The following is a 24,639-nucleotide window of genomic DNA, read 5'->3' as shown; positions in this document are numbered from 1 at the left end:
TGACCTGTCAGGAACCCCGACCATGAACGACAGCCTCGATCCCGCGCGCCTCGCCGATGATCCCCAGCCCCTGCGAACCTTCGACCTGATCCGGCCCGAACCGATCACCCCCGTGCCCTTCAACGAACTCGATCTCTACATCCCCAACAAGACCGCCCCCGTAGTCGGCTTCGACGGCGGTATCAACCGCGCGGCCCTCGATGCCCATCGCGACAAGGGCCTGCAGTGCATCCTCCTGCCCTACCGGCCCATGGCCGAAAACGACTTCATCGAGCTGTTCTGCCGCGACACCGTCACCCCCGTCGCCTTTCATACCGTCAGCGATATCGAGGCCGCCAACAATGCCCAGATCCCGCTGTTCATTCCCCGTGCACGCCTGCCAGACGGAGCCGCCGACCCGGTGTTCTTTCGCCTGACTCGGGTGAGTGGCAACACCGAGGAAACCGAGCGCTTTCGCCTCAAGGTCGATACCGTCTCGCCCGGTGGCCGCAACCCCGTTGCCAGCACCTACTACAACGAAAACCTGGCACTGCCGGTGTTTCCCCAGGACCTGATCGACTTTGGTGTCGGCGAAGGTGACATCGGTGTCCCGGTCCCGGTCCGCATCGACTTCTATCCGGCGATCAGCAACCCGGCGACGGACATCAATCGCGCCGTGCGCGATCGCATCCGCCTGAGCATTGGCGGCCATATCATCGAACACAAGGTCACCGAGGGCGAGGCTGAAAACCAGGAACCGATCACCCTCTGGGTCAATACCGGCGACTGGGCCAGGATCGGCAGCGGCGAACATGTCTGCGAATACGAAGTGGTCGATGAGGTCGGCAACTATTCCGATGGCTGGTCGCCTGCACAGTTGCTTGAAGTGCGTCTCGACGATCAGGCCGAGCCGCTGCTCTACGAGCCCTATGTGGAGGAGTCCGACGAAAACAATGAGCTCGATGCCGATGGCCTCGAAGGCGCCGACGCCACCATTGTCGTGGCGGTTCACCGGGCGGATTTTGCCGTCGGCGATATCATTCGGGTGAGGCTCAACGGCAGGACTTCGGCGGGTCTGCCCGTCGTCCGCCATATCGAGCATCCCGTCGCGGCCAACGAACTGGGACGCACCGCACGCATCCCCTGGGACAACGCCGAGATCCGCGCCCTGATCAAGGGCCGGGTGCAGATTTCCTACGTTCGCATCCGATCGTCCGTTCCGGACCGCGGCTCGCGCAGTGTGGTCGTCTATGTCACCGGCGCCCAGGCCGGCACCGGCCTGCCAGCGCCCACGGTCGAAGGCGCGCTCGGCGATGTACTGCCGCCGGACATCGCCTTCCTGACTGTGAACATCAAGGAGTACCTGGGCCAGGAACCTTTCGACCGCATCACCCTGGTACTCGACGGCACCGCTGCCAATGGCCAGTCGTATTACCGGGAAGTCGACGATATCGCCGGCACTGGCGACATTGTCTTCCGCCTGCAGAACGGCCCCGATGGCGATATCGCCCGGCTCGAAGGCGGCACCTTGCGCCTTTACTATTGGGTGGAAAACGCGATGGGGAAATTCCCGTCCGAAGACTTGGTGCTCGATGTGGGCGAACCGCAAGCTTCGCTGCCGCCCGTGGAGGTGAACGAAGCCCCACCACCCGATCAGGTCTTCGACCCCGAGGTTTCCCCGTTCGATGCCAGGGTGCTGGTCAAGGCGAACGTGGAGATCATCGAAAACGACATCATCAACCTCCACGCCGAAGGCAGTGCCCCCGGCGGAAGTGCGCCGCCTTTCAGCTTTCCCGTCACCGCGGCCTGGGTCGGCCGGGACCTGCCGTTCACGCTCAAGCGCCAGTACATCCTGCCCAACCTGGATCGCTCGATGCGCCTGTACTACACCCTCGCCCGGGCCGGCGAGCGGATCCGCTTTTCCCATCCCTTTGTCATGAAGGTGGGGAGTGCGCTGGAACTGCCCGTGCCTCATGTGCTGGAAAGCACCATTACCGGACCTGACACCGCGACAATCAACCCGCTGCACGTCGACTCGCCACCAATGGTCACCCTTCGCGTCGAATACAGCCCGATGTATCCCAGCGACAACATCACCGTGCACTGGGCCGGCAAGCCGGGTATCGGCACACCCGACATCGAGCCCAAGTCAGGTCTGGCCTCGGGCCGAGTCGACTTTTCGGTACCCAGCAGCGCGGTCGCGGCGGCCATCGGGGGCGATTGCCAGGTGAGCTACAGCGTGGAACGCGGTGGAGCCACCACCCCGTCCCCAACCCTGCATGTCAGTGTGTCCGAGTTCAATCAGGCCGACCTGCCAAGGCCCAAATTCTATGCGGATAATGTCGAAGTGACTGGCAGTACGCTCGATGTCACCAAGGCCATCAAGGTGCGCCTGCTTTCCTGGCCGCTGATCGCCGTGGGGCAGAAAGTCTGGTTGCGGCTAACGAGCTTTGCACACAATCACACCCTATGGGAGGCCGCCACGGTTTCGGCGGCATGGATCAGCACCGGTTATGCGGAAATATCGGTACCGGCCAGCTACTTGAATGGGCTGGGCCATGGCAATTCACTGTCGGCAACGTTCAAGGTGACATTCGACCACAGCAGCGTCGAGGCCAACGCCACGACTTTTCCGTACCGTATGGTAACCGTGCAAAATCAGCCCGCGCTCATTATCGATACATCGCCAATGATACTGAATGGCCGAGCCGTCATAGTCGACTTTGACTGGCCAAGAACCGGTACAGATTATCCAGGCAATACCAGCACGCGCACGCCTTCCTCCGGAACGCCACCGTACGCCTATAGTTCAAGCAATTCGAATATAGCCTCAGTAGCAGGCGGAAAGGTGACAGGACAACGAAATGGAAGCGCCACCATTACCGTAAGGGATCAATCTGGCCAAACCAAGACATATAGCGTACAAGTCAGCAATGTAAAAAGACTTGTTGCCACACATACGCTCATGACGTACACAAACTACCAAGCCTGGGTTTCCAGCATGGGAGGAATAGATCTGGCCGACTATTCTTATCAAATGCTCCTTTACTACAAAACGCCTCTCCCCCCAATCCACGCTACAGTAAAATATTACTGGGTACTCGGGCGTTCAGGATGCCCTCACCCGGATGAGAGAACTACATACTACTTCAACAACCAGACTCCAGTCACAAGATGCATTAGTCCCACAACACTATGTGGGGGTCTTTGCCTTGTCAACAGATAAAAATCCGCTATAAAAACAACATCTGAAAACGAGGTACCAGACCAGCAAAAACCAAAAGAGGAAGCCAAGGCTTCCTCTTTCGGTTTACACGAACCGCTTACCAGCTATAACGCAGCCCGACATTGACGCCCCACGGCTGGTCGATCTTCTCGCCCTTGCTGTAGTCCAGGTCGGCATGCATCGCCCACTTGTCGTTCAGCGAAACCGCGACACCGGTGCCCACTTCGAAACGCGAACCCGACAGGTCGTTGTGGAAGCGGTTGTCGTTGACCTGCACGGTGTTGTTCTTGGCGAACTCCTGCACGAAGGCACCACGAACATAAGGCTGGGCCACGCGACCATCGCCGATGTCGAAGTTGCGGCCGCCGGTCACGCCGACCTTGCCGAGCAAGGACAGGGTACGACCGTTTTCCGCCTTCAGGCCGTTATCCAGCGTGTAGTCCTTGGCCCCGATCGCCATCGCCGTCACCTGCACCGCTGGCTCGACGAAGTAGTCGTTGTCCAGCTTGATGTGCTTGCCGAACTCACCGGACACACTGGCGCCCAGGTCCTTGTAGTTGCCCTTGGCTTTCTGGCCGTCGCTGAGCAGCACCGACGACTTGTTGTGGAAGCTGTTGAGCTTGGCCACGCCATCGAAGTAGTAGCCGCTCTGCGCGTCCAGCCAGGTGGCGTAACCGCCGACATAGGTGCTGTGCACGGTGCCGTGGGTACCACGGCCCAGGTTCAGGTCGGACTTGCTGTAGCCCGCCATCACGCCGGCCAGCCACTGCCCGTCACCGAGCGGCAGGCGGCCGTCGGCACCGAGGGAAATCCCCTGCTGGACCTGGTCATAGGCACCGCCCTTGCCGGCGTCGACCTGGTGCTTGTTGCCGTAGGTACGTACCCAGCCGCCACTCTGGCCGCCATTGAAGCGCAGCTCGCCCATGCGCGAACGCAGGGAGGTCAGCTCGCCGTACATCACGGTCGGTGCGACGTTGGCCAGGGCCAGCACCGAACGGGTGCCAGGGCTGATGACCTTGGTCGACGGGTCCAGGTGCCAGTCCTTGCCATCGTTGTCGGCGATCAGGCTGTAGGAGTAGGTGCCGACGTCGACACGGTCGCCCAGCAGGCTGAAGGTCGCACCGCCGTCGGCGGTACGCACCACGTGCAAGCGATCCTCGGACAGCGGGTCGGCACCGCTGCTGCTGATCAGCAGCTTGTGCTCGCCCTCGGAAGTACCGGTGACGTTGAGGAAATCCCCCTGCAGATGGGCGAAATCGGCGGTCATGATGAAGGTGCCGCTGCCCGCGAGGTTTTCCACGTCCAACTGGTAGAAGGCGCCCGGGTCGCCGAACTTGACGTTGCCACCGGCCATGTTCAGGTCGCCGATGCTCTGGTGGTCGGTCATGACCCAGGTCGCGTCGCTGTTGAGCGCCAGGCTGTCGACGTTGTCCAGGCGACCGGTGAGCACCGAACCGTTGTTCAGGGCTACGTGGGCGATGCCATCGACGTCCTTGACCAGATCACCGGTCATGGATGCGCCGTCCAGACTCAGGTCCAAGGTGCTGTTGTTGCCGACCTGGATATTGCCGTTCAGATTGCTGTTGGCAACGCGCATGTTGGCGTTGGCTCCGCCGCTCAACTGCAGCATGTTGCCGTTGCCACCGGTCAAGGTGGTGCCGTTGCGGACATCGATTTCAGCGGTGATGTCCTGGCTGACGGCAATCGCCGCACCGGCCTGGCCGACCACCTGCACACCGTCCAGGGTCATCGCCGCGCCTTCATCGCTGGAACGGATCACCCGAATCCCGTGATTGCCGCCAGTGATACTGCCGCCGTTGGCGGTCAACTGGCCACCGAACATGGTTACGCCATTGCCGGTCGCGTTGGTGCCCACGACATCCGTTGCGTTCAGGATCAGATGGCTTTGTGTGCTGACGTTGGCGCCTGCGGAGGCCCCGATGATCACCGAGCGATTGACCTCGGCGACGGAACCGTTACCCTGGGAACCCACCAGCAGCCCGGTGCCGCCATCGCTGGTTATCCTGACGTCATTGAGCAAGGCGCTGGAGTCATACAGGACAATGCCATGGACATTGTTACCGCTGACGGTCACTGCCCCGCCATTGAAATTCACCGTGGAGCCTTCCCGTGCGTCAATTTCACGGGTCGTTGCACCGTTGACGGTCAAGGTCGCCGCACGGGTCAGTTCATAGCGGTCAGGGCGGGTGCCTTCCTCGATGATCAAGCTGCCGCCGATAACAGGTTTGGCGAGCGCTTCAAGACTCACCAGCGACAAAGGCATGAATGCAAAAAGACCGGTGGCCTTGATCAAATGCGAATAGTTGAAACGTTTAATATTGAAACAGGACATTTAAAACGAACCTCCAAGTGCTTTACTGGCTATAAAAGCCAATACAGTCCACCGATAACGGGCTTGGCTTTCAGAGGTGCATAAAGTACAGAGAGGATTGGAATTAAAATGTAGGATTTTTCCTGCTTAAGCGAAGGAATAATTTTACTTTTATGTTTACTTCATAATAAAACAGAGGCCTCCTACGGCCTCTGTTTAATGGACAAGTGTCGAATCCGATGATGTTTCCTCAGGCCGAGCAGACCGAACCATCACCGTTCTGGCGACTCAGCACGGCTCTTCTTTCACCTGAACGGCCACCATTGATTCCGTCAGCCGATTCCATTCGATAGAAAATCACCGCCCTGCCGACCAGCACTGTCGAGATGTAGGGATCGTAAGGCACCAGGTAGGCTTCCCCCGGATGTCCCGGCAAGTCATGGTCGGTGGTGACCGGTGGCAGCGGGATATCTTCCCCGCGGGAAGCCTCCACCGGGGTACCGTTGGAGACCGGCTCCCAGACCACCCAGTTCAAGAACAGCTTGTCACCCGCCTTGATGTTTTTCGGGTCGAGGATATTGACCCGAACGCCAAGCTCAGGTCGGTGATTACAGTTGATGGCGGTGACGACCGCATTCTGCGGATCGCGGAAGGTCGGCAAGGCCAGGTCGACGATTTCGAAAATCGCGACCCTGACTTCCTGGGGCTCGGATTGCGCGCGATTGGCGTTGCTGGCGCTGCTGAACTCGTAATAGACCGGAATCAGCCCGTTCTTCTCCAACTCGATCACCGCCCAGGGCACATCCAGGGTGAAATTCCCATCGGCAACCTCCTCGGGGGTCACCTCATGCGGCGTTGGGAAAACTGGCTGGTTGCCCCAGTACACCTGGACAAAGTGCCCGGCCAGCACATCGGCGGGAACCGGGAAATGTATGAGGGCATCCGCGTCCCTGTCACTCGGCCCCAACTTGTTGAGTTCGCCAGTGACCGTGGATTCGATGACCGGAATGGGAAGGTCCGGGTTAATGGGACCTGGCGTCTCCTCATCGCCACCGGGCACGAACAGATCGACATCCACATCAACGCTCGGACTCCACTCCGTCACGTAGTTTCCACGGTGCACCCTGTAGCGTAATACGGCGGTATAGGGCGCCAACAGACCACCGGACCTAAGCGCCTCCCACGTCAAGTCCACGTAGTAGATCGGACTGAGCCGGGGAATGTCATGGAAAAAGACATACCCGTCAAAGTCGATCTCGAGCCTGTCCCCGGGAACCGCCTTGTCATAGGCGATTTCGATTTGCGGCGGCACATTGGCGTCGTCCCGATCAATCGGGGCCAAGGGCACAACCGGCGCCCGCAGGTTATCCGGGCGCGGATGCAGCAGCACCAGCAATTCCGCCACATGGGTGGTTTTCTGGCTGATGTTGCCGGCCCTGTCTTCCAGGGTATAGGTGATCAGCTTGTCGCCTTCGCCGGCCGCCAGGATGTCCGCAGCCGGGATGATAATCTGCACTTCGCCCGTGGCGGCGGCCAGTTCCCGGGTAGCAATGGGCACCGTATCGAAGAAGTTCCAATAGACCTTGACGATATCGTAAGGCTTGCGATCCGCCCATGGGGGAATGGTAAGCACGAGTTCATCGTTATTGTCGGCCAGTTGTTCGGGAGTGATCGTCCCCTCGACGATCCAACCAGGAAGCTCCACCGGATCAGCCGGGCTTCCCCCGGTGGGATTGACGCGGTCAATGGTGAAGGTCAAGTTTCCGGAAATGTCCTTGTTCCCATCCCATCTTTCAACCTCGTAACGGAATACATTGGTGCCGTTATTACCAAACCGATCTTCGGTATAGGTGCGCTCTACCGGAAGCTGTGGCTCTACGGGCCCAAGCAGAGCAAATTGATCGAAGATGACGTTATTGAGAAATACGGTCACATGATCGGTAAAGTCGGCAGGATCATCACCCATTTCCGGTTCCGGCGCCGGGTTTTCCCAACCCGGAAGACTGATCCTTACACCATTGGCCAACAGTTCATCCTTGTGTATCAGGTTTGGCTGACCGTCAACCCTGTCCGGTAGGGTATTGTGAATATCCGGCGCAGCGATGATCGCCAGAGGACCACTTCTGGGGGCTCGCGCATTCGCCGCGCTTCGAACTTCTGCACGCTGCAGTTCGGCCTCCAGGTTCTTTTTGGGTGTCCGCATGTCAATGGCTCCAGGCAGTGGGGAGATGATCGGGCGTTGTCCGCGCCGAACACCTGACGGTAAGAGATCGAACCCGCTACCACTCGCTGGTACTGACAAATCCGCCGGTGATACGACAGTGGGGGAAAGTCATTAAAGAACGCTTCGGGAGAAATTACATCCTGTCAACTTTGACAGGTGCGCAAAGCCGGAAAATATGCATCGGCAAAAACAGTGCTGAAGTTGCCCACCGACGCCAAGTTCCAGAATAACAAGCCTCGCCGTCATTTCGAAAAAACCTGGCCCGCGACTATCACTTTCTGCAATGAAAACCGACTCTTTTCTGCTTGATGGCTACTTATGTGAGCCCTCTTGCATTCGCCTCGAAAAAACGGGAGGTGTTCACCCTCCCGCTTCGAGCGAGCGCCCCTGTTGCACCATTATTCAATCCGCAACCTCATCACCCAGGCAGGGCGCAGAGCCGGGACGGGTCAGGTCGATCGATACCCATGCATCTTCCGAGTTCCCAAAACCGCCATCAGCCTTGTTCAGGTCGTAGTAGGCGTCCGCCGAACCATAGGACGGAGTCAGTCCGGGCAACGTGATATAGGGGCTGAACGGAATGAGGAAGGTATAACCGTCCACCGCTTCACTGTCCCCGAGGGTATGCCTGAAGGATCTCACCGTCTCGGGAAAAGGCGCTCCCGTGGCGTTCGGGGTCGGGTAGCTTTGCCAGTGCAGGACAACTTCGTCCCCCGTCGTCAGGCGGCTTGAATCTCCGGGAATATGCACATGCACACCCAACCAGGGAGACGGCAGGGTATTGCAGTTGATGAAGCGCCGGACGGCGTGGAGGAACTCCGGAGACTTCAACCCCGCGATCCGGTCGATGGCCACCCGAACCGGCGTGGGCCGGGAGCGCTGGCGATTCACGCCATTGTCGGTCCAGTAGTAGACCGGCAACGCGGGGTGGCTGCCATTGGCTTCGACAAACGCCCACGGCACGAAAAAGACGGCCTCCGTGTCACCCGCACGCACTGTATAGACCGCTGCCTGCTTGCTGTCATCGCCCCACATCAACTCCAGGCGCACACCCGGTCGCGGATTCGCATAGAGCGGCGCCACCACCCGTATGCTGGTATCACGGTCGGCCAGGGTGATGACGTTGTCGGCGGTGATGCCCTTGACCGTGACCGGGTAGAGCCCTGGGTTGATCGGATCCGGTCCCTCGGGGTCGGGACCGGCGACGGTCAGGTCGACTTCGAAGAAATTATCCGGGGAGGAGACGTAGGGCGCCCCCCGATAGAGGCGGTAAAACACCACGGCGGGCACCCGTGCATCGAAGCCGCCGGAGGAGACGATATCCCAGGAAACGGCCCGAGAGACGGGCCACACCGGGATCGGTCCTTCCACGGTAAAGGAAGCCAGCTCGTGGATGTTCCAGTAGATGCGCACGACATCACCGATCTCGGCATCGACGATTTCCTGGATGACCACCACCGTGGGCGCGCGGGCATCGGTCAGGTCGATCACCCCGTCGCTGTCGGCCAGCGGCACATCGGGGCGTGGCAAGCGGATGGGCAGCGTGCTCAGCGACACGCTGATGGCCGAGGGAGGGTCGCAAAACGGACCGATGTTGCCGGCCCGGTCCGCAAGACGGTAGGAGGCATACCGCAGGCCTGAACCGTGGGCACGAATGTCCGCCTCAGGGAAGGTGATCTCGATGGGAGCACCCGAAGCGTGCGCCCGCGTGATCGATAGCGCCCCCACACGCCCCAGATGCGCGGTGGGCGACCAATAGAAGATGACCTCGTCTTCGGTCTTGATATCCGACCATCGGGGCACCAGGGCGGTCGCACCCCGGTGGGTGTTCAGGTAGGCCTCGGTGATGCCGTTCTGCATCACTTCATCATCGAAAATCAGCTCACCACCCGGATTGCCTTGGTGAGGTGGGGTCTGATCGTAGTTGACGGCCGCAATGAAGGAGTGGCTGGTGCCGATGATGTTGCCATCGACCCGGTAGGACAGCCGGTGCACGCCGGGCCCCAACAGCTCGGGCGGCACATCCACCTCGATGGGGAAGACATCCTCCAGCTCGTAGGCGCCGATGATGGAGAGGGTCAGTTCCGGGATATCCTGATTGTCGAGGATGAACGTCACCTCGGTTTCCTGTTCATCTTCCTCATGCGCGGTGAATGGCCAGGGATTTTCGATGACGATCCGCAAGGGCAGCGGCTGAAAATAGAGGGGCAATGTGTAGCTGGTCTCATCCCACAGACGCTCCAGCACATCACGAAAGACCAGGGCCTCCAATGATCGAGGCGCATCAATCTCCCCGGCAGGTCGAGACCGCTCATGGGCGGCCCCTCCTACGGAGGCAGCCCTCACGGTTTTGGATTCGGACATTTGCATTCTCCTTGGGAAATGATCAACGAAGCGGCCGTTGACCACCGGGCAGGTGCAGGACCCACCGAAAAGGCCGTGGAGAACATTTAATGCGCAAAGGTGCGGGGCGGATACTGTCAGAAATGACAGGTCGCGGAGCCTTACGTCCGATAAGTGCAGGCTCCGTTCGCGACTGGGCCGCAATGGCCGGGCGACTTTCAGGCGCCCGCCACGCCCTTCTGCGGAAAGGGCTTGAAGGCGATTACAACGCGGGCAGTGCCCACTCGATCGGCGCCAGGCCGTTCTGTTCGAGGAACTTGTTGGTCCGGCTGAAATGCCCGCAGCCGAGGAAACCACGATAGGCCGACAGCGGCGACGGATGCACCGACTTGAGCACCAGGTGCTTGGTGGCGTCGATCAGTTTCTGCTTGCCCTGGGCATGGGCGCCCCACAGCAGGAACACCAGCTTGTCCTGACGCTCGCTGACCACTTCGATGATCCGATCGGTGAAGAACTGCCAGCCCTTGTTGGCATGGGAGGCGGCATTGCCACGCTCGACTGTCATGGTGGTGTTGAGCAGCAGCACGCCCTGCTCGGCCCAGCTTTGCAGGTAGCCGTGGTTGGGGATATCGATGTTCAGGTCGCGCTGCAGTTCCTTGTAGATATTGACCAGCGAAGGCGGCGTCGGTACGCCCGGCTGTACCGAGAAGCACAGGCCATGGGCCTGTCCAGGGCCGTGGTACGGATCCTGGCCGAGGATCACCACCTTGACCTGGTCCAGCGGCGTGCTGTTCAGCGCGTTGAAAATCAGCGGGCCGGGCGGATAGATCTGTTTGCCGGCGGCATGCTCCTGGCGCAGAAATTCACGCAACTCGGCCATATAGGGTTTGTCGAACTCTTCACGCAGCGCGTGTTTCCAGCTCGGTTCGAGTTTGATGCGGTCGTCGTCGGTCATTGGAAACAGGTGTCCGGAAATAACAATGGGCGGACACTAGGGAAAGCCCACCGCGCTTGTCAATTGATCCTACGCATTACCGGCAGTTTCCCACACAAGGATCATACTGAGGATTCAACCCGCAGTCAGAGGTCGCGATGAACCTGCTTTTCGAAGAACTCATCGGCAACGATGGCGCACGAATCGGCGTCGCCAGCCTGGATGCCGAACATACTCTCAACGCCCTGTCCCTGCCGATGATCACGGCACTGCACGAACGGCTCGATGCCTGGGCCAGAGACCCTCACATCGTTTGCGTACTGTTGCGCGGCAATGGCGCCAAGGCGTTCTGCGCCGGCGGCGAAGTACGCAGCCTGGCCGAAGCCTGCCGCGCCCGGCCAGGCGAAGTCCCCGCACTGGCCGCGGCATTTTTCGCTTCCGAATACCGTCTCGACTATGCCTTGCACACCTACCCCAAACCGCTGGTCTGCTGGGGGCACGGCTATGTGCTGGGCGGTGGCATGGGCCTGCTGCAAGGGGCCAGCATCCGCATCGTCACGCCGGGCAGCCAACTGGCGATGCCGGAAATCGGCATCGGCCTGTATCCGGATGTCGCCGGCAGTTGGTTCCTCTCCCGCCTGCCTGGCAAGCTGGGGCTATTCCTCGGCTTGACTGGCGCCCGGATGAATGCCCGCGACGCTATCGACCTAGGCTTGGCCGATCGCATGCTGCATGACGAGCAACAGGACGAACTGATCGACGGTCTGTTGCAACTCAACTGGCAGGAGCATGTGCCGCTGCAACTCAACAGCCTGCTCAAGGCCCTGGAACACCAGGCACGCGAGCAGCGTCCGCCAGCACAATGGCTGCCACGCAGGGAACGCATCGATGCATTGCTGGACGTGGCGGACGTCGGTTGTGCGTGGAAGGTGCTGGTGCAACACGCCGAAGACGCCGACAGCCTGCTGGCCAGGGCGGCGAAGAGCATGCGGGACGGCTGTCCGTTGACCGCCCACCTGGTCTGGGAACAGATCGCCCGGGCGCGCCACCTGTCACTGGCCGAGGTGTTCCAGATGGAGTACACGCTCAGTCTCAATTGCTGCCGCCACCCGGAGTTCAGTGAAGGCGTGCGCGCCCGGCTGATCGACAAGGACCAGCAGCCGCGCTGGCACTGGCCGGATGTGACGAGCGTGCCACGGGCAGTGGTCGAGGCGCACTTCCACAAGGTCTGGGAAGGGCGCCATCCACTGGCGGACCTCTCGAGTTACTGAAGGGGAACAGCCGCTCTTGCGGTGAGCAGACCCTGTGGCGAGCGGGCTCGCCCTAACGCCGTTCAGTTAAGGTTCTTTGTAGGAGCCGGGCTTGCCCGCGAACCGACGCAAGGCGGCCATTCAACCGGATCGGCGGTGTCGATGCGGGCCTGTTCGCGGGCAAGCCACGCTCCTACAGAAGGCGGCTTGCGCTTAACTGAACAGCATTAGGGCTAGCCACAAGGTGTCATCTAGTGGCCACGGCCCCCACCGTGTCCGCCGCGCCCACCGCGTCCGCCGTGATCCCCGTGGTCACCGCGACCACCACCATGATCCCCCCAACCCTGGTAAGGGTGCCCCCAGCCCCGATTCGGATAGGGTCGTGGCGGCGACGCGTAGTAGCGCGGCGCTGGCGCCGAATAGTAGCGCGGTTGCGGCGCGTAATAACGCGGGCGCGGTGCGTAGTAATAGTCTCGCTGGTAGTAGGAGCCACCGCCGTAGTACACCGGGGCAGGCGAGGTGTAGACATCGGAACGGTAATAGCTGCCGCCGCCATCGTAGTAAGGCGCGCACGCAGAGAGAGTCAAAGCCAGGCTTGCCGTGAGAAGAAGTCGAGAGTACATGGCGGCCTCCCGGACCGCGAAGAAGCCAGGCCAGCGACGCTGGTTGGCATGCGCCGACGGGGATGTCGACGCATACCTCTAAGACCCTGAAACCCTCATGAAGTGCCGTTTACGCAATATTTGGAAACATGCCTTCCACGGCATCCGGGAGATTCGCGCGACCGGCTCAGGGACGCGCGTTGAGCTGTTGCTGCAGGTTCTGGATCTGGCTTTGCAGGGTGTTGATATTGCGCGTGACCTGGCCGCGGAAGGCATCGAATTCCGCCGTGCTGGCGCCCTGCACTGATGCGCCCGACGCCTGGCGATTGTCCTGCTCGCTCTTGAGCACGATCATGTCCTGCTCCAGGCGCTCCAGAGCTGCACTCGGATTACCCTGCTTCTTCAGCGCAGCGATATCGGCGGCATGGCTCTTGAGCTCGGCGTCGAGCTTGCCGCTGTCCGACTGGCTCGCCTTCAGTGCCGCCAAGTCGGTACCCAGGCTCTTGAGCTGGGCCTGCAACTGGCCGTCGGCGGCCTGCAACTGCGCAGTCTGCTCGCTCATTTTCTGTAGTCGCTGGTCGACGCCGGTCTGCTGCCCGGCAACGCCCTGCTGCTGGCGGTCCTGGTCCTGCAACTTGCCCTCGAGCTGCCTGACCTGCAGCTTCAGCGCCTCGGTGTCGCTGTTGGCGCTCGACTCACTGGAGGCCACTTTGCCGGAGATCACCTGCAATCGCCCCGCCGCTTCCTCGCTGATCCGCGCGAAGCTCTCCTGGGTAGCAACCAGTTGCTGCTCCATCAGCGAGATCTGCTGGAAGCTCCACCAGGCCAGCCCCGCGAAGGCGAAGAACAGCGCGCCCACCAGCGCCCACAGCGGGCCGGTGCTCGGCCCCTTGACCTTGACCACCGGCGTGCTGCGCGAAGCCACCCGGGTACGCTCGCGAGCGGCGGGAGTGGCCACGAACTCGTCCTCGTCCTCCACGTCGGCACGCAGGCTCGGTACATCATCGAAATCGTCGTTGGCATCGTTACGCATGAAAGAACCTTTCCGAACCCATTTGATGGCGAAATACGCGAGTATAAACCCGTTACCCGCCGCTCTGATCGACTCTGAACCGGACGTTCGGTTCAGCGTTGATCACCGAATGTTTCAACGTACGGCCGACTCCTGGGCCTGCCACCAGTGGCAGAACTCGTCCAGCGCGGCCCACAGGCTGACCTTGGGGTCATAATCGAGATAATGCCGTGCGCGGGTGATGTCCAGGGTGAAATCCTTGTTCATGACCTGCATGCCGAGTCGCGACAGGGTCGGTTCCGGGCGTCCAGGCCACAGGGCGCAGGCGGCTTCATTGAGTGCGGCGACACTGTAGGCCAGGCCGTAGGGACGATAACGTCGAACCTGCGGCACCTGCATCTGGCGCATTACATAGTTGACCACATCCCACAGCGGCACCGGCGCACCGTTGCTGATGTTGTAGACCTTGCCCAGCGCCGAACCGCTGACCTGCAGGCAACTGAGCAATGCCGCATTGAGATTCTGCATGCTGGTGAAATCGACCTTGTTCAGGCCATTGCCGACAATTGCCAGACGCCCCTTGCGCTGCATCCTCAGCAGGCGCGGGAAGATACTCATGTCGCCAGCCCCGGTAACGAAGCGCGGACGCAGGGCAAGCACCTCCAGGCCAAATTCCTGGGCGCCGAACACCTTCTGCTCGGCGAGAAACTTGGTCGCCGCGTAGGGGTGGCGGAAACGCTTGGGCACCTGCTCCTCGGTCAACCCCAGGTGCGAGCGGCCGTCGAAATACACCGACGGTGAAGACAGGTGGACCAGGCGCCGCACCTGTTGCTTGAGACAGGCCTCGACGACATTCTCGGTGACCAGCACATTGCCCTGGTGAAAGTCCTGGTAGCGCCCCCACAGGCCAACCGCACCGGCACAATGCACCACCGCCTCGACGTCGCGGCACAGTTCGCGAACCAACTGCGGATCACCCAGGTCACCCTGGACGAACTCGGCCCCGCGACGTACCAGATGCTCGACGCCCTCGGCCCGGCGACCATTGACCCGCACTTCATGGCCCTGTTCCAGGGCGCAACGGGCAAAACGCCCGCCGATGAAGCCGCTCGCGCCGGTGACCAGAATTTTCATGTCGTCTCCAAATACCTTGATTCGTGTTGCCTGCTACTTAAACGCTGCCGATCACGCCAGAGGCACCAACCACTGCCCGGCAGAACGCGCGAGATGCTCGGTCAGGCGGCCCAGCAACTGGCCACCGTTGCGCCAATGATGCCAGTACAGCGGCACATCCACCGGTCTATCTGGAATCAGCTCGACCAGGCGCCCTCGCGCCAGTTGCTCCTGCACCTGCAGTTCGGGCACCAGGCCCCAGCCCAGGCCGGCTTCGCTCATGCGCAGGAAACCTTCGGCCGAAGGGCACAAATGATGCTCGAAACCGCCCTCCACACCCAATGCGGCAAGGTAGCGATGTTGCAGCAGGTCATCCGGGCCGAATACCAGCGCCGGTGCCCGCGCCAAGGCCTGGACATCGACACCTTCGGGGAAGTGCCGGGCGATGAACGCCGGAGTCGCCAGTGCCCGGTAGCGCATGGCACCGAGCAACAGACTGCGGGCGCCGGCCACCGGGCGCTCGCTGGCACAGACACAAGCCGCCACCTCACCGGCGCGCATGCGCTTGAGGCCCACGGTCTGGTCCTCCACCACCAGGTCCAGCAGCAAGTGGTTGGCGACACAGAAGTCCCCCACCGCCTCGGCCCACCAGGTCGCCAGGCTGTCAGCGTTCAGCGCGATGCGCAGGCGTTCTGGCTGCCCGTCTTCATCCAGCGCCGGGACCTGGCCCTGCAGGTCGCGCTCGAGCAGGCGCACCTGCTGCACATGGTTGAGCAGCCGTCGACCGATCTCCGTCGGGCTCGGGGGCGTGGCCCGCACCAGCACCGGCTGGCCGACCCGTGCCTCGAGCAGCTTGATCCGCTGGGAGACCGCCGACTGGGACAGCCCCAGCACCTGCGCCGCGCGATCGAAACCGGCCTGCTCGACCACCGCAGCCAGGGCGGAAAGCAATTTGTAGTCGAACATCAGTTTCCCTAATGAGCGATCACCAATATTGGTTTTTCTTATACAGGATAGCGCAGGAGAATGCCCGCCAGAACTCTTTGAATGAAGGACAGTGAAATGGCTGGTGAAACTTCCCTGGCAACCCTGCTGCGCAGAATGAGTCCGCAATTGAATACAGGCGACTACGTGTTCTGCAGCATTGCCGATGCCTCCCTGCTCAAGGGCCGCGAGCCTGTCGGCAGTTTTCGCGAGCGTGAGGGGCTGACGGTGATTCTCGAGCGCGAGGACGCCCAGGCCCTCGGCCTGGCTTTCGACTATGTGGCCGCCTGGATCACCCTGGAGGTGCACTCGTCCCTGGCCGCGGTCGGCCTCACGGCGGCGTTCTCCGGCGCGCTGGGCAAGGCCGGTATCAGTTGCAACGTGATCGCCGGTTACTACCACGATCACCTGTTCGTCGGCCGCGCCGACGCCGAGCGTGCCATGGCCGTATTGCACGACCTGGCCCGCCAGGGCGCCTGAACCTGGGGAGTACCATCGACATGTGGCAAAGTTATGTAAATGGCCTGCTGGTCGCTGCCGGGCTGATCATGGCGATCGGCACGCAGAACGCGTTCGTCCTGGCCCAGAGCCTGCGCCGCGAACACCACCTGCCGGTCGCCGCGCTGTGCGTCGCCTGCGACGCGATCCTGGTGGCGGCCGGCGTATTCGGCCTGGCCACGGTACTGGCCCACAACCCGACCCTGCTGGCCATCGCCCGCTGGGGTGGCGCCACCTTCCTGATCTGGTACGGCAGCCAGGCCCTGCGCCGCGCCTGCTCGCGGCAAAGCCTGCAGCAGGGCGAGGGCCAGACCACCCGTTCGTTGCGGGCCGTACTGCTCAGCGCACTGGCGGTGACCCTGCTCAACCCCCACGTCTATCTCGACACCGTCCTGCTGATCGGCTCGCTCGGCGCCCAGCAGACCGAACCCGGCGCCTACGTGGTCGGCGCCGCCAGTGCTTCGCTGCTGTGGTTTTTCACCCTGGCCCTGGGTGCGGCGTGGCTGGCACCCTGGCTGGCGCGCCCGGCAACCTGGCGGGTCCTCGACCTGCTGGTGGCGTTGATGATGTTTGGCGTGGCGGCGCAACTCATAACGGCAGGTTGATAGAACAAAAGGCTCTGGAACCTCTATCCCACACAGTTGTTGCGTGGTTAAGCCGCACCCCCGGTGCTATGATCGAAGACCTGCGTCGCAAGGAGTACAAACTCCACGGCGCATTGTCGGGCCGCCCGTGATCGGCCTTGCGCTCCCCGCAACTGACCTGATTAGGAGAATAACCATGGCTTTCGAATTGCCGCCGCTGCCCTATGCACACGATGCCCTGCAGCCGCACATCTCCAAGGAAACCCTGGAGTTCCACCACGACAAGCACCACAACACCTATGTCGTGAACCTGAACAACCTGGTGCCAGGCACCGAGTTCGAAGGCAAGACCCTGGAAGAAATCGTCAAGACTTCCTCGGGTGGCATCTTCAACAACGCCGCTCAAGTCTGGAACCACACTTTCTACTGGAACTGCCTGGCGCCAAACGCCGGCGGCCAGCCTACCGGTGCCCTGGCCGAGGCGATCAACGCCGCCTTCGGTTCGTTCGACAAGTTCAAGGAAGAGTTCACCAAGACTTCCGTTGGCACCTTCGGCTCCGGCTGGGGCTGGCTGGTGAAAAAGGCTGACGGTTCCCTGGCCCTGGCCAGCACCATCGGCGCCGGCAACCCGCTGACCAGCGGCGACACCCCGCTGCTGACCTGCGACGTCTGGGAACACGCCTACTACATCGACTACCGCAACGTACGTCCAAAGTATGTCGAGGCGTTCTGGAACCTGGTGAACTGGAAATTCGTCGCCGAGCAGTTCGAAGGCAAGACCTTCACCGCTTGAGACTGAAGCCTCGCCTTCGAAAAACCCGGCATCGCCGGGTTTTTTTGTGCCTGGACGAAGCCGAATCGGAGCGCGCTGGAGGCAACGGCCCACCTCATCCACGATGAATATCCCGGCCCCGCGTGCCTCATCATCGCAATGGACCAGCCAATTCGCGCAAGGTCAGCTAAATTGAAAGAGGTACCCTCAAGTTAGGCCTCCGTCTTACCGACACAGTACCTAATGACCCAAAGGGACGGAAAACCGCATTTTGGCCAAGCATACGCACCGATCATCTCCGGCCGCATTGTCCCTTTGACTGCCGGGGCCGGATTGCCAATACTCATGGCTACTTGATGCTACCCGCACGGAACAAGGAATAGCCCTTTGAAGCTGGAACTCAAGAACAGCTTGTCGGTGAAGTTGCTCCGGGTCGTGCTGCTGTCGGCGTTGATTGTCGGCGTGGTACTGAGCTGTGCGCAAATCGTGTTCGACGCCTACAAAACCCGTGAGGCGGTCGCCAGCGACGCCCAACGGATTCTCGACATGTTCCGCGATCCCTCGACCCAGGCCGTCTACAGCCTCGACCGGGAAATGGGCATGCAGGTGATCGAAGGCCTGTTCCAGGATAAATCCGTGCGCATGGCCTCCATCGGCCATCCCCATGAAACCATGCTCGCGGAAAAATCCCGCGAGTTGCAGACCTCATCCAGCCGCTGGCTCACCGACCTGATCCTCGGCCAGGAGCGCACCTTCACTACCCAACTGGTTGGCCGTGGACCCTACAGTGAGTATTACGGCGACCTGAGCATCACCCTCGACACCGCGACCTATGGCCAGGGTTTCATCGTCAGTTCGGTGATCATCTTCATCTCCGGGGTGTTACGGGCACTGCTCATGGGGCTGGTGCTGTACCTGGTGTATCACTGGCTGCTGACCAAGCCGCTGTCGCGCATCATCGACCACCTGACCACCATCAACCCGGATCGCCCCGCCGCCAACCAATTGCCCTTGCTCAAGGGCCACGAGACCAACGAGCTGGGGATCTGGATCAACACCGCCAACCAATTGCTGGCCTCGATCGAACGCAATACCCATCTGCGCCACGAAGCGGAAAACAGCCTGCTGCGCATGGCCCAGTACGACTTCCTCACCGGCCTGCCCAATCGCCTGCAATTGCAACAGCAACTGGACAAGATCGTGATCGACGCCGGTCGCCTGCAGCGACGGGTCGCGGTACTCGTGGTCGGCCTCGATGACTTCAAGGGCATCAACGAACAGTTCAGCTACCAGGCCGGCGACCAGTTGCTGCTGGCCCTGGCCGATCGCCTGCGTGCCCATAGCGGCCGCCTCGGCGCCCTGGCCCGGCTGGGCGGCGACCAGTTCGCGCTGGTCCAGGCCGATATCGAGCAGCCCTACGAGGCTGCCGAACTGGCGCAAAGCATCCTTGATGACCTGGAAGCGCCGTTCGCCGTCGACCAGCAGGAGATCCGCCTGCGGGCAACCATCGGCATCACCCTGTTCCCGGAAGATGGCGACAGCACCGAGAAGCTGCTGCAGAAAGCCGAACAGACCATGACCCTGGCCAAGACCCGCTCGCGCAACCGCTACCAGTTCTATATCGCCAGCGTCGACAGCGAAATGCGCCGCCGCCGCGAGCTGGAAAAGGACTTGCGCGAAGCCCTGGCCCGCAACCAGTTCTACCTGGTCTACCAGCCCCAGATCAGCTACCGCGACCACCGCGTGGTCGGGGTCGAGGCACTGATCCGCTGGCAGCATCCGGAACACGGCCTGGTACCGCCGGACCAGTTCATCCCGCTGGCCGAGCAGAACGGCACGATCATCGCCATCGGCGAATGGGTGCTGGACCAGGCCTGCCGGCAACTGCGCGAATGGCACGACCTGGGCTTCACCGACCTGCGCATGGCGGTCAACCTGTCCACTGTACAATTGCACCACGCCGAACTGCCGCGGGTGGTCAACAACCTGTTGCAGATCTACCGCCTGCCACCGCGCAGCCTGGAACTGGAAGTCACCGAAACCGGCCTGATGGAAGACATCAGCACCGCCGCCCAGCATCTGCTGAGCCTGCGTCGCTCCGGCGCGCTGATCGCCATCGACGACTTCGGTACCGGCTACTCGTCGCTGAGCTACCTCAAGAGCCTGCCGCTGGACAAGATCAAGATCGACAAGAGCTTCGTCCAGGACCTGCTGGACGATGACGACGACGCGACCATCGTCCGGGCGATCATCCAACTGGGCAAGAGCCTGGGCATGCAGGTGATCGCCGAGGGCGTGGAAACCGTCGAGCAGGAGGCCTACATCATTGCCGAAGGTTGTCATGAGGGTCAGGGCTATCACTACAGCAAGCCATTGCCGGCCCGTGAACTGGGCATCTACCTCAAGCAGGCCCAGCGCAGTAACGCGGCGATGCTCCAATAATCGCCGCACTACGCATATATTAAACAGCAATCAATCAGCAGATTATTAGTAAATATTTCAACGACTAATCCTTTACACAAAATGCATATCTTTCGCATTATGTGCCGGTTTTGCGCATCCCCGCGCGCACTCGTCCAACCTCTCGAAGCAGGATACTCGCCATGATTCGCATGCCTCTGGCCACCGCCAGCCTGTTGGCCCTTGCCATCGCCCTCGCCGGCTGTGGCGACAAGGACAAGGAAAAAACCGCAGCCGCCGCGCCGACCCCGGCCGCCAGCGCTCCGGCCACGCCTGCCAGCGACGCTGCCGGCAAGGTTGACGAGGCCGCTGGCAAGGCCGTGGTCGCGCATTACGCCGATATGGTCTTCGCCGTGTACAGCGATGCCGAATCCACCGCGAAGACTCTGCAACAGGCGATCGATGCCTTCCTAGCCAAGCCGAACGCCGACACCCTCAAGGCCGCCAAGGCCGCCTGGGTCGCCGCACGCGTGCCTTACCTGCAGAGCGAAGTATTCCGCTTCGGCAATACCATCATCGACGACTGGGAAGGCCAGGTGAACGCCTGGCCCCTGGACGAAGGCCTGATCGACTACGTCGACGCCTCCTACGAACACGCCCTGGGCAACCCGGGCGCCAACGCCAACATCATCGCCAACAAGCAGATCCAGATCGGCGAGGACAAGGTCGATGTCACCGAGATCACTCCGGAGAAACTCGCCAGCCTGAACGAACTGGGCGGCTCCGAGGCCAACGTCGCTACCGGCTACCACGCCATCGAATTCCTGCTCTGGGGCCAGGACCTCAACGGCACTGGCCCGGGCGCCGGCAACCGTCCGGCTTCGGACTACCTCGAAGGTGCCGGTGCCACCGGTGGCCACAATGATCGTCGCCGCGCCTACCTCAAGGCCGTGACCCAACTGCTGGTCAGCGACCTGGAAGAAATGGTCGGCAACTGGAAGCCGAACGTGGCCGACAACTACCGGGCCAGCCTGGAAGCCGAACCGGCCGAGAGCGGCCTGCGCAAGATGCTGTTCGGCATGGGCAGCCTGTCCCTGGGCGAACTGGCGGGCGAGCGGATGAAAGTGTCCCTGGAGGCCAATTCGCCGGAAGACGAACAGGATTGCTTCAGCGACAACACCCACAACTCGCACTTCTACGATGCCAAGGGCATCCGCAACGTCTACCTGGGTGAATACACCCGTACCGACGGCACCAAGCTGACCGGCCCGAGCCTGTCGTCGCTGGTGGCGAAGGTAGACCCGGCTGCCGACAGCGCGCTCAAGGGCGACCTGGAAAGCACCGAAGCGAAGATCCAGGTCATGGTCGACCATGCCAACAAGGGCGAGCATTACGACCAGTTGATCGCTGCGGGCAACGACGCGGGCAACAAGATCGTCCGTGACGCCATCGCCGCCCTGGTCAAGCAGACCGGCTCGATCGAACAGGCTGCCGGCAAGCTGGGTATCAGCGACCTGAACCCGGATAACGCCGACCACGAGTTCTGATCGACGCCTGGCCGCCCCTACTGAACAGAGGGGCGGTCCTGTAGACGGATGTTTGTGGCGAGTGGGCTTGCCCACGCTGGGCCGCCTCGCGGCCCCAGACCGATGACCGCGTTGTTTCAGGAAGAATGCGCTGGCTGGTTTCACGGCTGCCTTGCAGCCGAGCGTGGGCAAGCCCACTCGCCACAAGCGAACCCACTTGCCAGAAGCAGGTGATACCGTCACGGATAACGGTTGGTCCAGCACAAAATTTACTGATCTGGGCAAACACTTGCCCAGTCCCGGCCCGATAAAATTCGCGCCCTGTCCCGAATCCTGCTCCCATGCCCATGCCTTCGTTACGTCTTCGCCTGTCGTCGCTGCTCCTGGCCCTTGGCCTAAGTGCCTGCGATGACGCCGCGCGCTTTAGCGCGCCGGAACCCGGCGAAGCGCGCTCCGGTGGCGGGACCACGGTGAACAGGACCGATCGCAACGCCTTCTCCCTGCCGGCGGCCAATCTATCGCCGAACCGCCGCCTGGACTTCAGTGTCGGCAACAGTTTCTTCCGCAGCCCCTGGGTGATCGCCCCGTCGACTACCACCGCCCGTGATGGCCTGGGCCCGCTGTTCAACACCAACGCCTGCCAGAACTGCCATGTCAGGGACGGACGCGGCCATCCACCGCAAGCCGATTCGGACAACGCCGTGTCGATGCTGGTGCGCCTGTCGATCCCCAACGCCCCGGCGTACGCCAGGTTGATCGAGCAGCAAGGCGTGGTACCCGAGCCGGTCTATGGCGGCCAGTTGCAGGACATGGCCATTCCCGGCGTGGCGCCGGAAGGCAAGGTGCGGGTCGAGTACACACCGCTGCCGGTGCGCTTCAAGGACGGCACAGAAGTCGAACTGCGCCAGCCACGCCTGCGGATCAGCCAGTTGGGCTATGGCCCGATGCACCCGGACACGCGCTTTTCCGCGCGCATCGCGCCGCCGATGATCGGCCTGGGCCTGCTGGAGGCCATCCCCGAGGAAGCCATTCTCGCCAACGCGAAAAATCCGCCAGGCGACGGCATTGCCGGCCGCCCCAACCGGGTCTGGGACGACGCCCAGGGCAAGACCGTACTCGGCCGCTTCGGCTGGAAAGCCGGACAACCGAATCTCAATCAACAAAACGTTCACGCGTTTTCTGGTGATATGGGCCTCACCACGACACTGAGGCCCTTCGATGACTGCACCGCCACCCAGACTGCCTGTCGCAACGCGCCCAATGGCAATGGCGCCGACGGCGAGCAGGAAGTCAGCGACAACATCCTGCGCCTGGTGCTGTTCTATACCCGCAACCTGGCGGTCCCGGTCCGCCGCGACGTCGGCGCGCCCCAGGTGCTGGCCGGCAAGCAGTTGTTCCATCAGGCCGGTTGCCAGAACTGCCACACGCCGCAATTCACCACATCCACCACTGCCGCCGAGCCGGAGCTGGCCGGCCAGGTGATCCGCCCCTACAGTGACTTGTTACTGCATGACATGGGCCCGGGCCTGGCAGACAACCGCACCGAGTTTCTCGCCAGCGGCAGTGACTGGCGCACCCCGCCCTTGTGGGGCATCGGCCTGACCGGGACGGTCAGCGGCCACACCCAGTTCCTGCATGACGGCCGCGCCCGCAACCTGCTCGAAGCCGTGCTCTGGCACGGCGGTGAAGCCTTGCCGGCGCAGCAGCGCGTGTTGTCGTTCAATGCCGAGCAGCGCGCCGCGTTGCTGGCTTTCCTGAATTCGCTATAAGCAACCCTTAACCAGAGGACCTGGACATGTTCCGCCCCAAACTGTTGTTCACCAGCCTCGCCGCCATCGCCCTCGGCGCCTGTTCGCCGCAAGACCCACAGGCCATCACCTCGGCGGCCATCGCCAAGCAGGTGATCCTGCCGACCTACAGCCGCTGGGTCGATGCCGACCGCCAACTGGCGGTCAGCGCCCTGGCCTTCTGTGAGGGCAAGGCCAGCCTGGACACCGCCCGTGCCGACTTCCTCCACGCCCAGAAAGCCTGGGCCGAACTGCAACCGCTGCTGATCGGGCCACTGGCCGAAGGCAATCGCTCATGGCAGGTGCAGTTCTGGCCGGACAAGAAAAACCTCGTCGGCCGCCAGGTCGAGCAACTGGTCACCGCCCAACCGCAGATCGATGCCGCCACCCTGGCCAAGTCCAGCGTCGTGGTGCAGGGCCTGTCGGCCTACGAATACATCCTGTTCGACAGCAAGATCGACATGGCCGACAGTGCCCAGAAAGCCCGCTACTGCCCACTGCTGACAGCCATCGGCGAACGCCAGAAAACCCTCGCCGAAGAGATCCTGTCGCGCTGGAACACCAACGACGGCATGCTCGCGCAAATGAGTAAATTCCCGAACCAGCGCTACGCCGACTCCCACGAGGCGATCGCCGATCTGCTGCGGGTCCAGGTGACCGCGCTGGACACCCTGAAGAAGAAGCTCGGCACGCCGATGGGTCGCCAGGCCAAGGGCATCGCCCAACCGTTCCAGGCCGACGCCTGGCGTAGCCAGTCTTCGCTGCAGGGCCTGGAAGCCAGCCTGGCGGCCGCCCGGACCGTCTGGGTCGGGGTCGACAACAAGGGCCTGCGTGGCCTGCTGCCGGCCGAGCAGAAGCCGTTGGCCGACAAGATCGACGCCGCCTATGCCGCGTCGTTGAAACTGTTCGCCAGCAACCAGCGTTCGCTGACCGAGATGCTCGGCGACGACGCCGGTCGCCAGCAACTCAACGACCTCTATGACAGCCTCAACGTCGTCCATCGCCTGCATGAAGGCGAGTTGGCCAAGGCGCTGGGCATCCAACTGGGCTTCAATGCCAACGACGGTGACTGA

General features: G+C 61.9%; 17 protein-coding genes. 9 read left to right on the top strand and 8 right to left on the bottom strand.

What is annotated here, in order from left to right; genetic code table 11:
- Nucleotides 1-22: 22 nt before the first annotated feature.
- Nucleotides 23-3,205 (top strand): Ig-like domain-containing protein, encoded by a 3,183-nt coding sequence (locus tag AC6I6U_RS10720; protein ID WP_497881920.1) that lies wholly within the window; start codon nt 23-25, stop codon nt 3,203-3,205.
- A gap of 97 nt (nt 3,206-3,302) precedes the next feature.
- Here AC6I6U_RS10720 and AC6I6U_RS10715 read toward each other — a convergent pair whose 3' ends face one another.
- The 4 genes from AC6I6U_RS10715 to ung all read right to left on the bottom strand — a co-directional run bounded on the left by AC6I6U_RS10715 (nt 3,303) and on the right by ung (nt 11,059).
- Nucleotides 3,303-5,558 (bottom strand): autotransporter outer membrane beta-barrel domain-containing protein, encoded by a 2,256-nt coding sequence (locus tag AC6I6U_RS10715; protein WP_497881919.1) that lies wholly within the window; start codon nt 5,556-5,558, stop codon nt 3,303-3,305.
- A gap of 229 nt (nt 5,559-5,787) precedes the next feature.
- Entirely contained in the window at nt 5,788-7,740 is a 1,953-nt protein-coding gene (locus AC6I6U_RS10710) for a hypothetical protein (protein WP_497881918.1), read from the bottom strand.
- Nucleotides 7,741-8,163: 423 nt separating this feature from the next.
- Nucleotides 8,164-10,125 (bottom strand): hypothetical protein, encoded by a 1,962-nt coding sequence (locus tag AC6I6U_RS10705; protein ID WP_497881917.1) that lies wholly within the window; start codon nt 10,123-10,125, stop codon nt 8,164-8,166.
- 241 nt (nt 10,126-10,366) lie between these two features.
- Nucleotides 10,367-11,059, bottom strand: coding sequence for a uracil-DNA glycosylase (ung, locus tag AC6I6U_RS10700; protein WP_497881916.1), 693 nt, complete (start codon nt 11,057-11,059; stop codon nt 10,367-10,369).
- Nucleotides 11,060-11,196: 137 nt separating this feature from the next.
- Between ung and dspII the strand changes: the two genes are divergently transcribed.
- Nucleotides 11,197-12,309: an enoyl-CoA hydratase/isomerase DspII gene (gene dspII, locus AC6I6U_RS10695; protein WP_497881915.1), complete on the top strand. Its 1,113-nt coding sequence runs from the start codon at nt 11,197-11,199 to the stop codon at nt 12,307-12,309.
- A 230-nt stretch (nt 12,310-12,539) separates the two neighbouring features.
- Here the strand turns inward: dspII and AC6I6U_RS10690 are convergent, their stop codons facing one another.
- The 4 genes from AC6I6U_RS10690 to AC6I6U_RS10675 form a co-directional block, all read right to left on the bottom strand.
- On the bottom strand, nt 12,540-12,911 hold the full coding sequence (locus tag AC6I6U_RS10690; protein WP_497881914.1) for a hypothetical protein: 372 nt from the start codon (nt 12,909-12,911) through the stop codon (nt 12,540-12,542).
- A gap of 166 nt (nt 12,912-13,077) precedes the next feature.
- Nucleotides 13,078-13,923 carry an ATPase gene (locus AC6I6U_RS10685; RefSeq protein WP_497881913.1) on the bottom strand — a complete coding sequence of 282 codons (846 nt, stop codon included), beginning with the start codon at nt 13,921-13,923 and terminating at the stop codon, nt 13,078-13,080.
- Between the two features lie 114 nt (nt 13,924-14,037).
- Nucleotides 14,038-15,036 carry an NAD-dependent epimerase/dehydratase family protein gene (locus AC6I6U_RS10680; protein ID WP_497881912.1) on the bottom strand — a complete coding sequence of 333 codons (999 nt, stop codon included), beginning with the start codon at nt 15,034-15,036 and terminating at the stop codon, nt 14,038-14,040.
- A 51-nt stretch (nt 15,037-15,087) separates the two neighbouring features.
- Nucleotides 15,088-15,981 carry a LysR family transcriptional regulator ArgP gene (locus tag AC6I6U_RS10675; protein ID WP_497881911.1) on the bottom strand — a complete coding sequence of 298 codons (894 nt, stop codon included), beginning with the start codon at nt 15,979-15,981 and terminating at the stop codon, nt 15,088-15,090.
- A 96-nt stretch (nt 15,982-16,077) separates the two neighbouring features.
- On the opposite strand from AC6I6U_RS10675, the gene AC6I6U_RS10670 reads away from it, so the two are divergent.
- From AC6I6U_RS10670 to AC6I6U_RS10640, 7 genes are all read left to right on the top strand, one after another.
- On the top strand, nt 16,078-16,479 hold the full coding sequence (locus AC6I6U_RS10670) for an ACT domain-containing protein (protein ID WP_497881910.1): 402 nt from the start codon (nt 16,078-16,080) through the stop codon (nt 16,477-16,479).
- A 20-nt stretch (nt 16,480-16,499) separates the two neighbouring features.
- Nucleotides 16,500-17,102 carry a LysE/ArgO family amino acid transporter gene (locus AC6I6U_RS10665; RefSeq protein ID WP_497881909.1) on the top strand — a complete coding sequence of 201 codons (603 nt, stop codon included), beginning with the start codon at nt 16,500-16,502 and terminating at the stop codon, nt 17,100-17,102.
- Between the two features lie 175 nt (nt 17,103-17,277).
- Nucleotides 17,278-17,874 (top strand): superoxide dismutase, encoded by a 597-nt coding sequence (locus tag AC6I6U_RS10660; protein ID WP_010452821.1) that lies wholly within the window; start codon nt 17,278-17,280, stop codon nt 17,872-17,874.
- Nucleotides 17,875-18,240: 366 nt separating this feature from the next.
- Nucleotides 18,241-20,295: a putative bifunctional diguanylate cyclase/phosphodiesterase gene (locus AC6I6U_RS10655; protein ID WP_497881908.1), complete on the top strand. Its 2,055-nt coding sequence runs from the start codon at nt 18,241-18,243 to the stop codon at nt 20,293-20,295.
- Between the two features lie 161 nt (nt 20,296-20,456).
- Complete coding sequence (locus AC6I6U_RS10650; protein ID WP_497881907.1) at nt 20,457-21,800, top strand: imelysin family protein; 1,344 nt, start codon at nt 20,457-20,459, stop codon at nt 21,798-21,800.
- A gap of 326 nt (nt 21,801-22,126) precedes the next feature.
- Complete coding sequence (locus AC6I6U_RS10645) at nt 22,127-23,548, top strand: di-heme oxidoreductase family protein (RefSeq protein ID WP_497881906.1); 1,422 nt, start codon at nt 22,127-22,129, stop codon at nt 23,546-23,548.
- Between the two features lie 26 nt (nt 23,549-23,574).
- A complete protein-coding gene (locus AC6I6U_RS10640; RefSeq protein ID WP_497881905.1) occupies nt 23,575-24,639 on the top strand; it encodes an imelysin family protein in 1,065 nt (354 codons plus the stop codon).

This window comes from Pseudomonas sp. UTLPPB19802, from assembly GCF_059730225.1.
Note: the sequence above shows the minus strand (reverse complement) of the source record. Positions and strands in the feature narration are given on the sequence as shown.

Bases quoted from the DNA above. Each gene is read 5' to 3' on its own strand.
- AC6I6U_RS10675 (WP_497881911.1), bottom strand. From the start codon at position 15,981: ATGTTCGACTACAAATTGCTTTCCGCCCTGGCTGCGGTGGTCGAGCAG.
- AC6I6U_RS10715 (WP_497881919.1), bottom strand. From the start codon at position 5,558: ATGTCCTGTTTCAATATTAAACGTTTCAACTATTCGCATTTGATCAAG.
- AC6I6U_RS10670 (WP_497881910.1), top strand. From the start codon at position 16,078: ATGGCTGGTGAAACTTCCCTGGCAACCCTGCTGCGCAGAATGAGTCCG.
- AC6I6U_RS10685 (WP_497881913.1), bottom strand. From the start codon at position 13,923: ATGCGTAACGATGCCAACGACGATTTCGATGATGTACCGAGCCTGCGT.
- AC6I6U_RS10705 (WP_497881917.1), bottom strand. From the start codon at position 10,125: ATGTCCGAATCCAAAACCGTGAGGGCTGCCTCCGTAGGAGGGGCCGCC.
- AC6I6U_RS10680 (WP_497881912.1), bottom strand. From the start codon at position 15,036: ATGAAAATTCTGGTCACCGGCGCGAGCGGCTTCATCGGCGGGCGTTTT.
- AC6I6U_RS10640 (WP_497881905.1), top strand. From the start codon at position 23,575: ATGTTCCGCCCCAAACTGTTGTTCACCAGCCTCGCCGCCATCGCCCTC.
- AC6I6U_RS10660 (WP_010452821.1), top strand. From the start codon at position 17,278: ATGGCTTTCGAATTGCCGCCGCTGCCCTATGCACACGATGCCCTGCAG.
- AC6I6U_RS10665 (WP_497881909.1), top strand. From the start codon at position 16,500: ATGTGGCAAAGTTATGTAAATGGCCTGCTGGTCGCTGCCGGGCTGATC.
- AC6I6U_RS10690 (WP_497881914.1), bottom strand. From the start codon at position 12,911: ATGTACTCTCGACTTCTTCTCACGGCAAGCCTGGCTTTGACTCTCTCT.
- AC6I6U_RS10650 (WP_497881907.1), top strand. From the start codon at position 20,457: ATGATTCGCATGCCTCTGGCCACCGCCAGCCTGTTGGCCCTTGCCATC.
- ung (WP_497881916.1), bottom strand. From the start codon at position 11,059: ATGACCGACGACGACCGCATCAAACTCGAACCGAGCTGGAAACACGCG.
- AC6I6U_RS10720 (WP_497881920.1), top strand. From the start codon at position 23: ATGAACGACAGCCTCGATCCCGCGCGCCTCGCCGATGATCCCCAGCCC.
- AC6I6U_RS10645 (WP_497881906.1), top strand. From the start codon at position 22,127: ATGCCTTCGTTACGTCTTCGCCTGTCGTCGCTGCTCCTGGCCCTTGGC.
- AC6I6U_RS10710 (WP_497881918.1), bottom strand. From the start codon at position 7,740: ATGCGGACACCCAAAAAGAACCTGGAGGCCGAACTGCAGCGTGCAGAA.
- dspII (WP_497881915.1), top strand. From the start codon at position 11,197: ATGAACCTGCTTTTCGAAGAACTCATCGGCAACGATGGCGCACGAATC.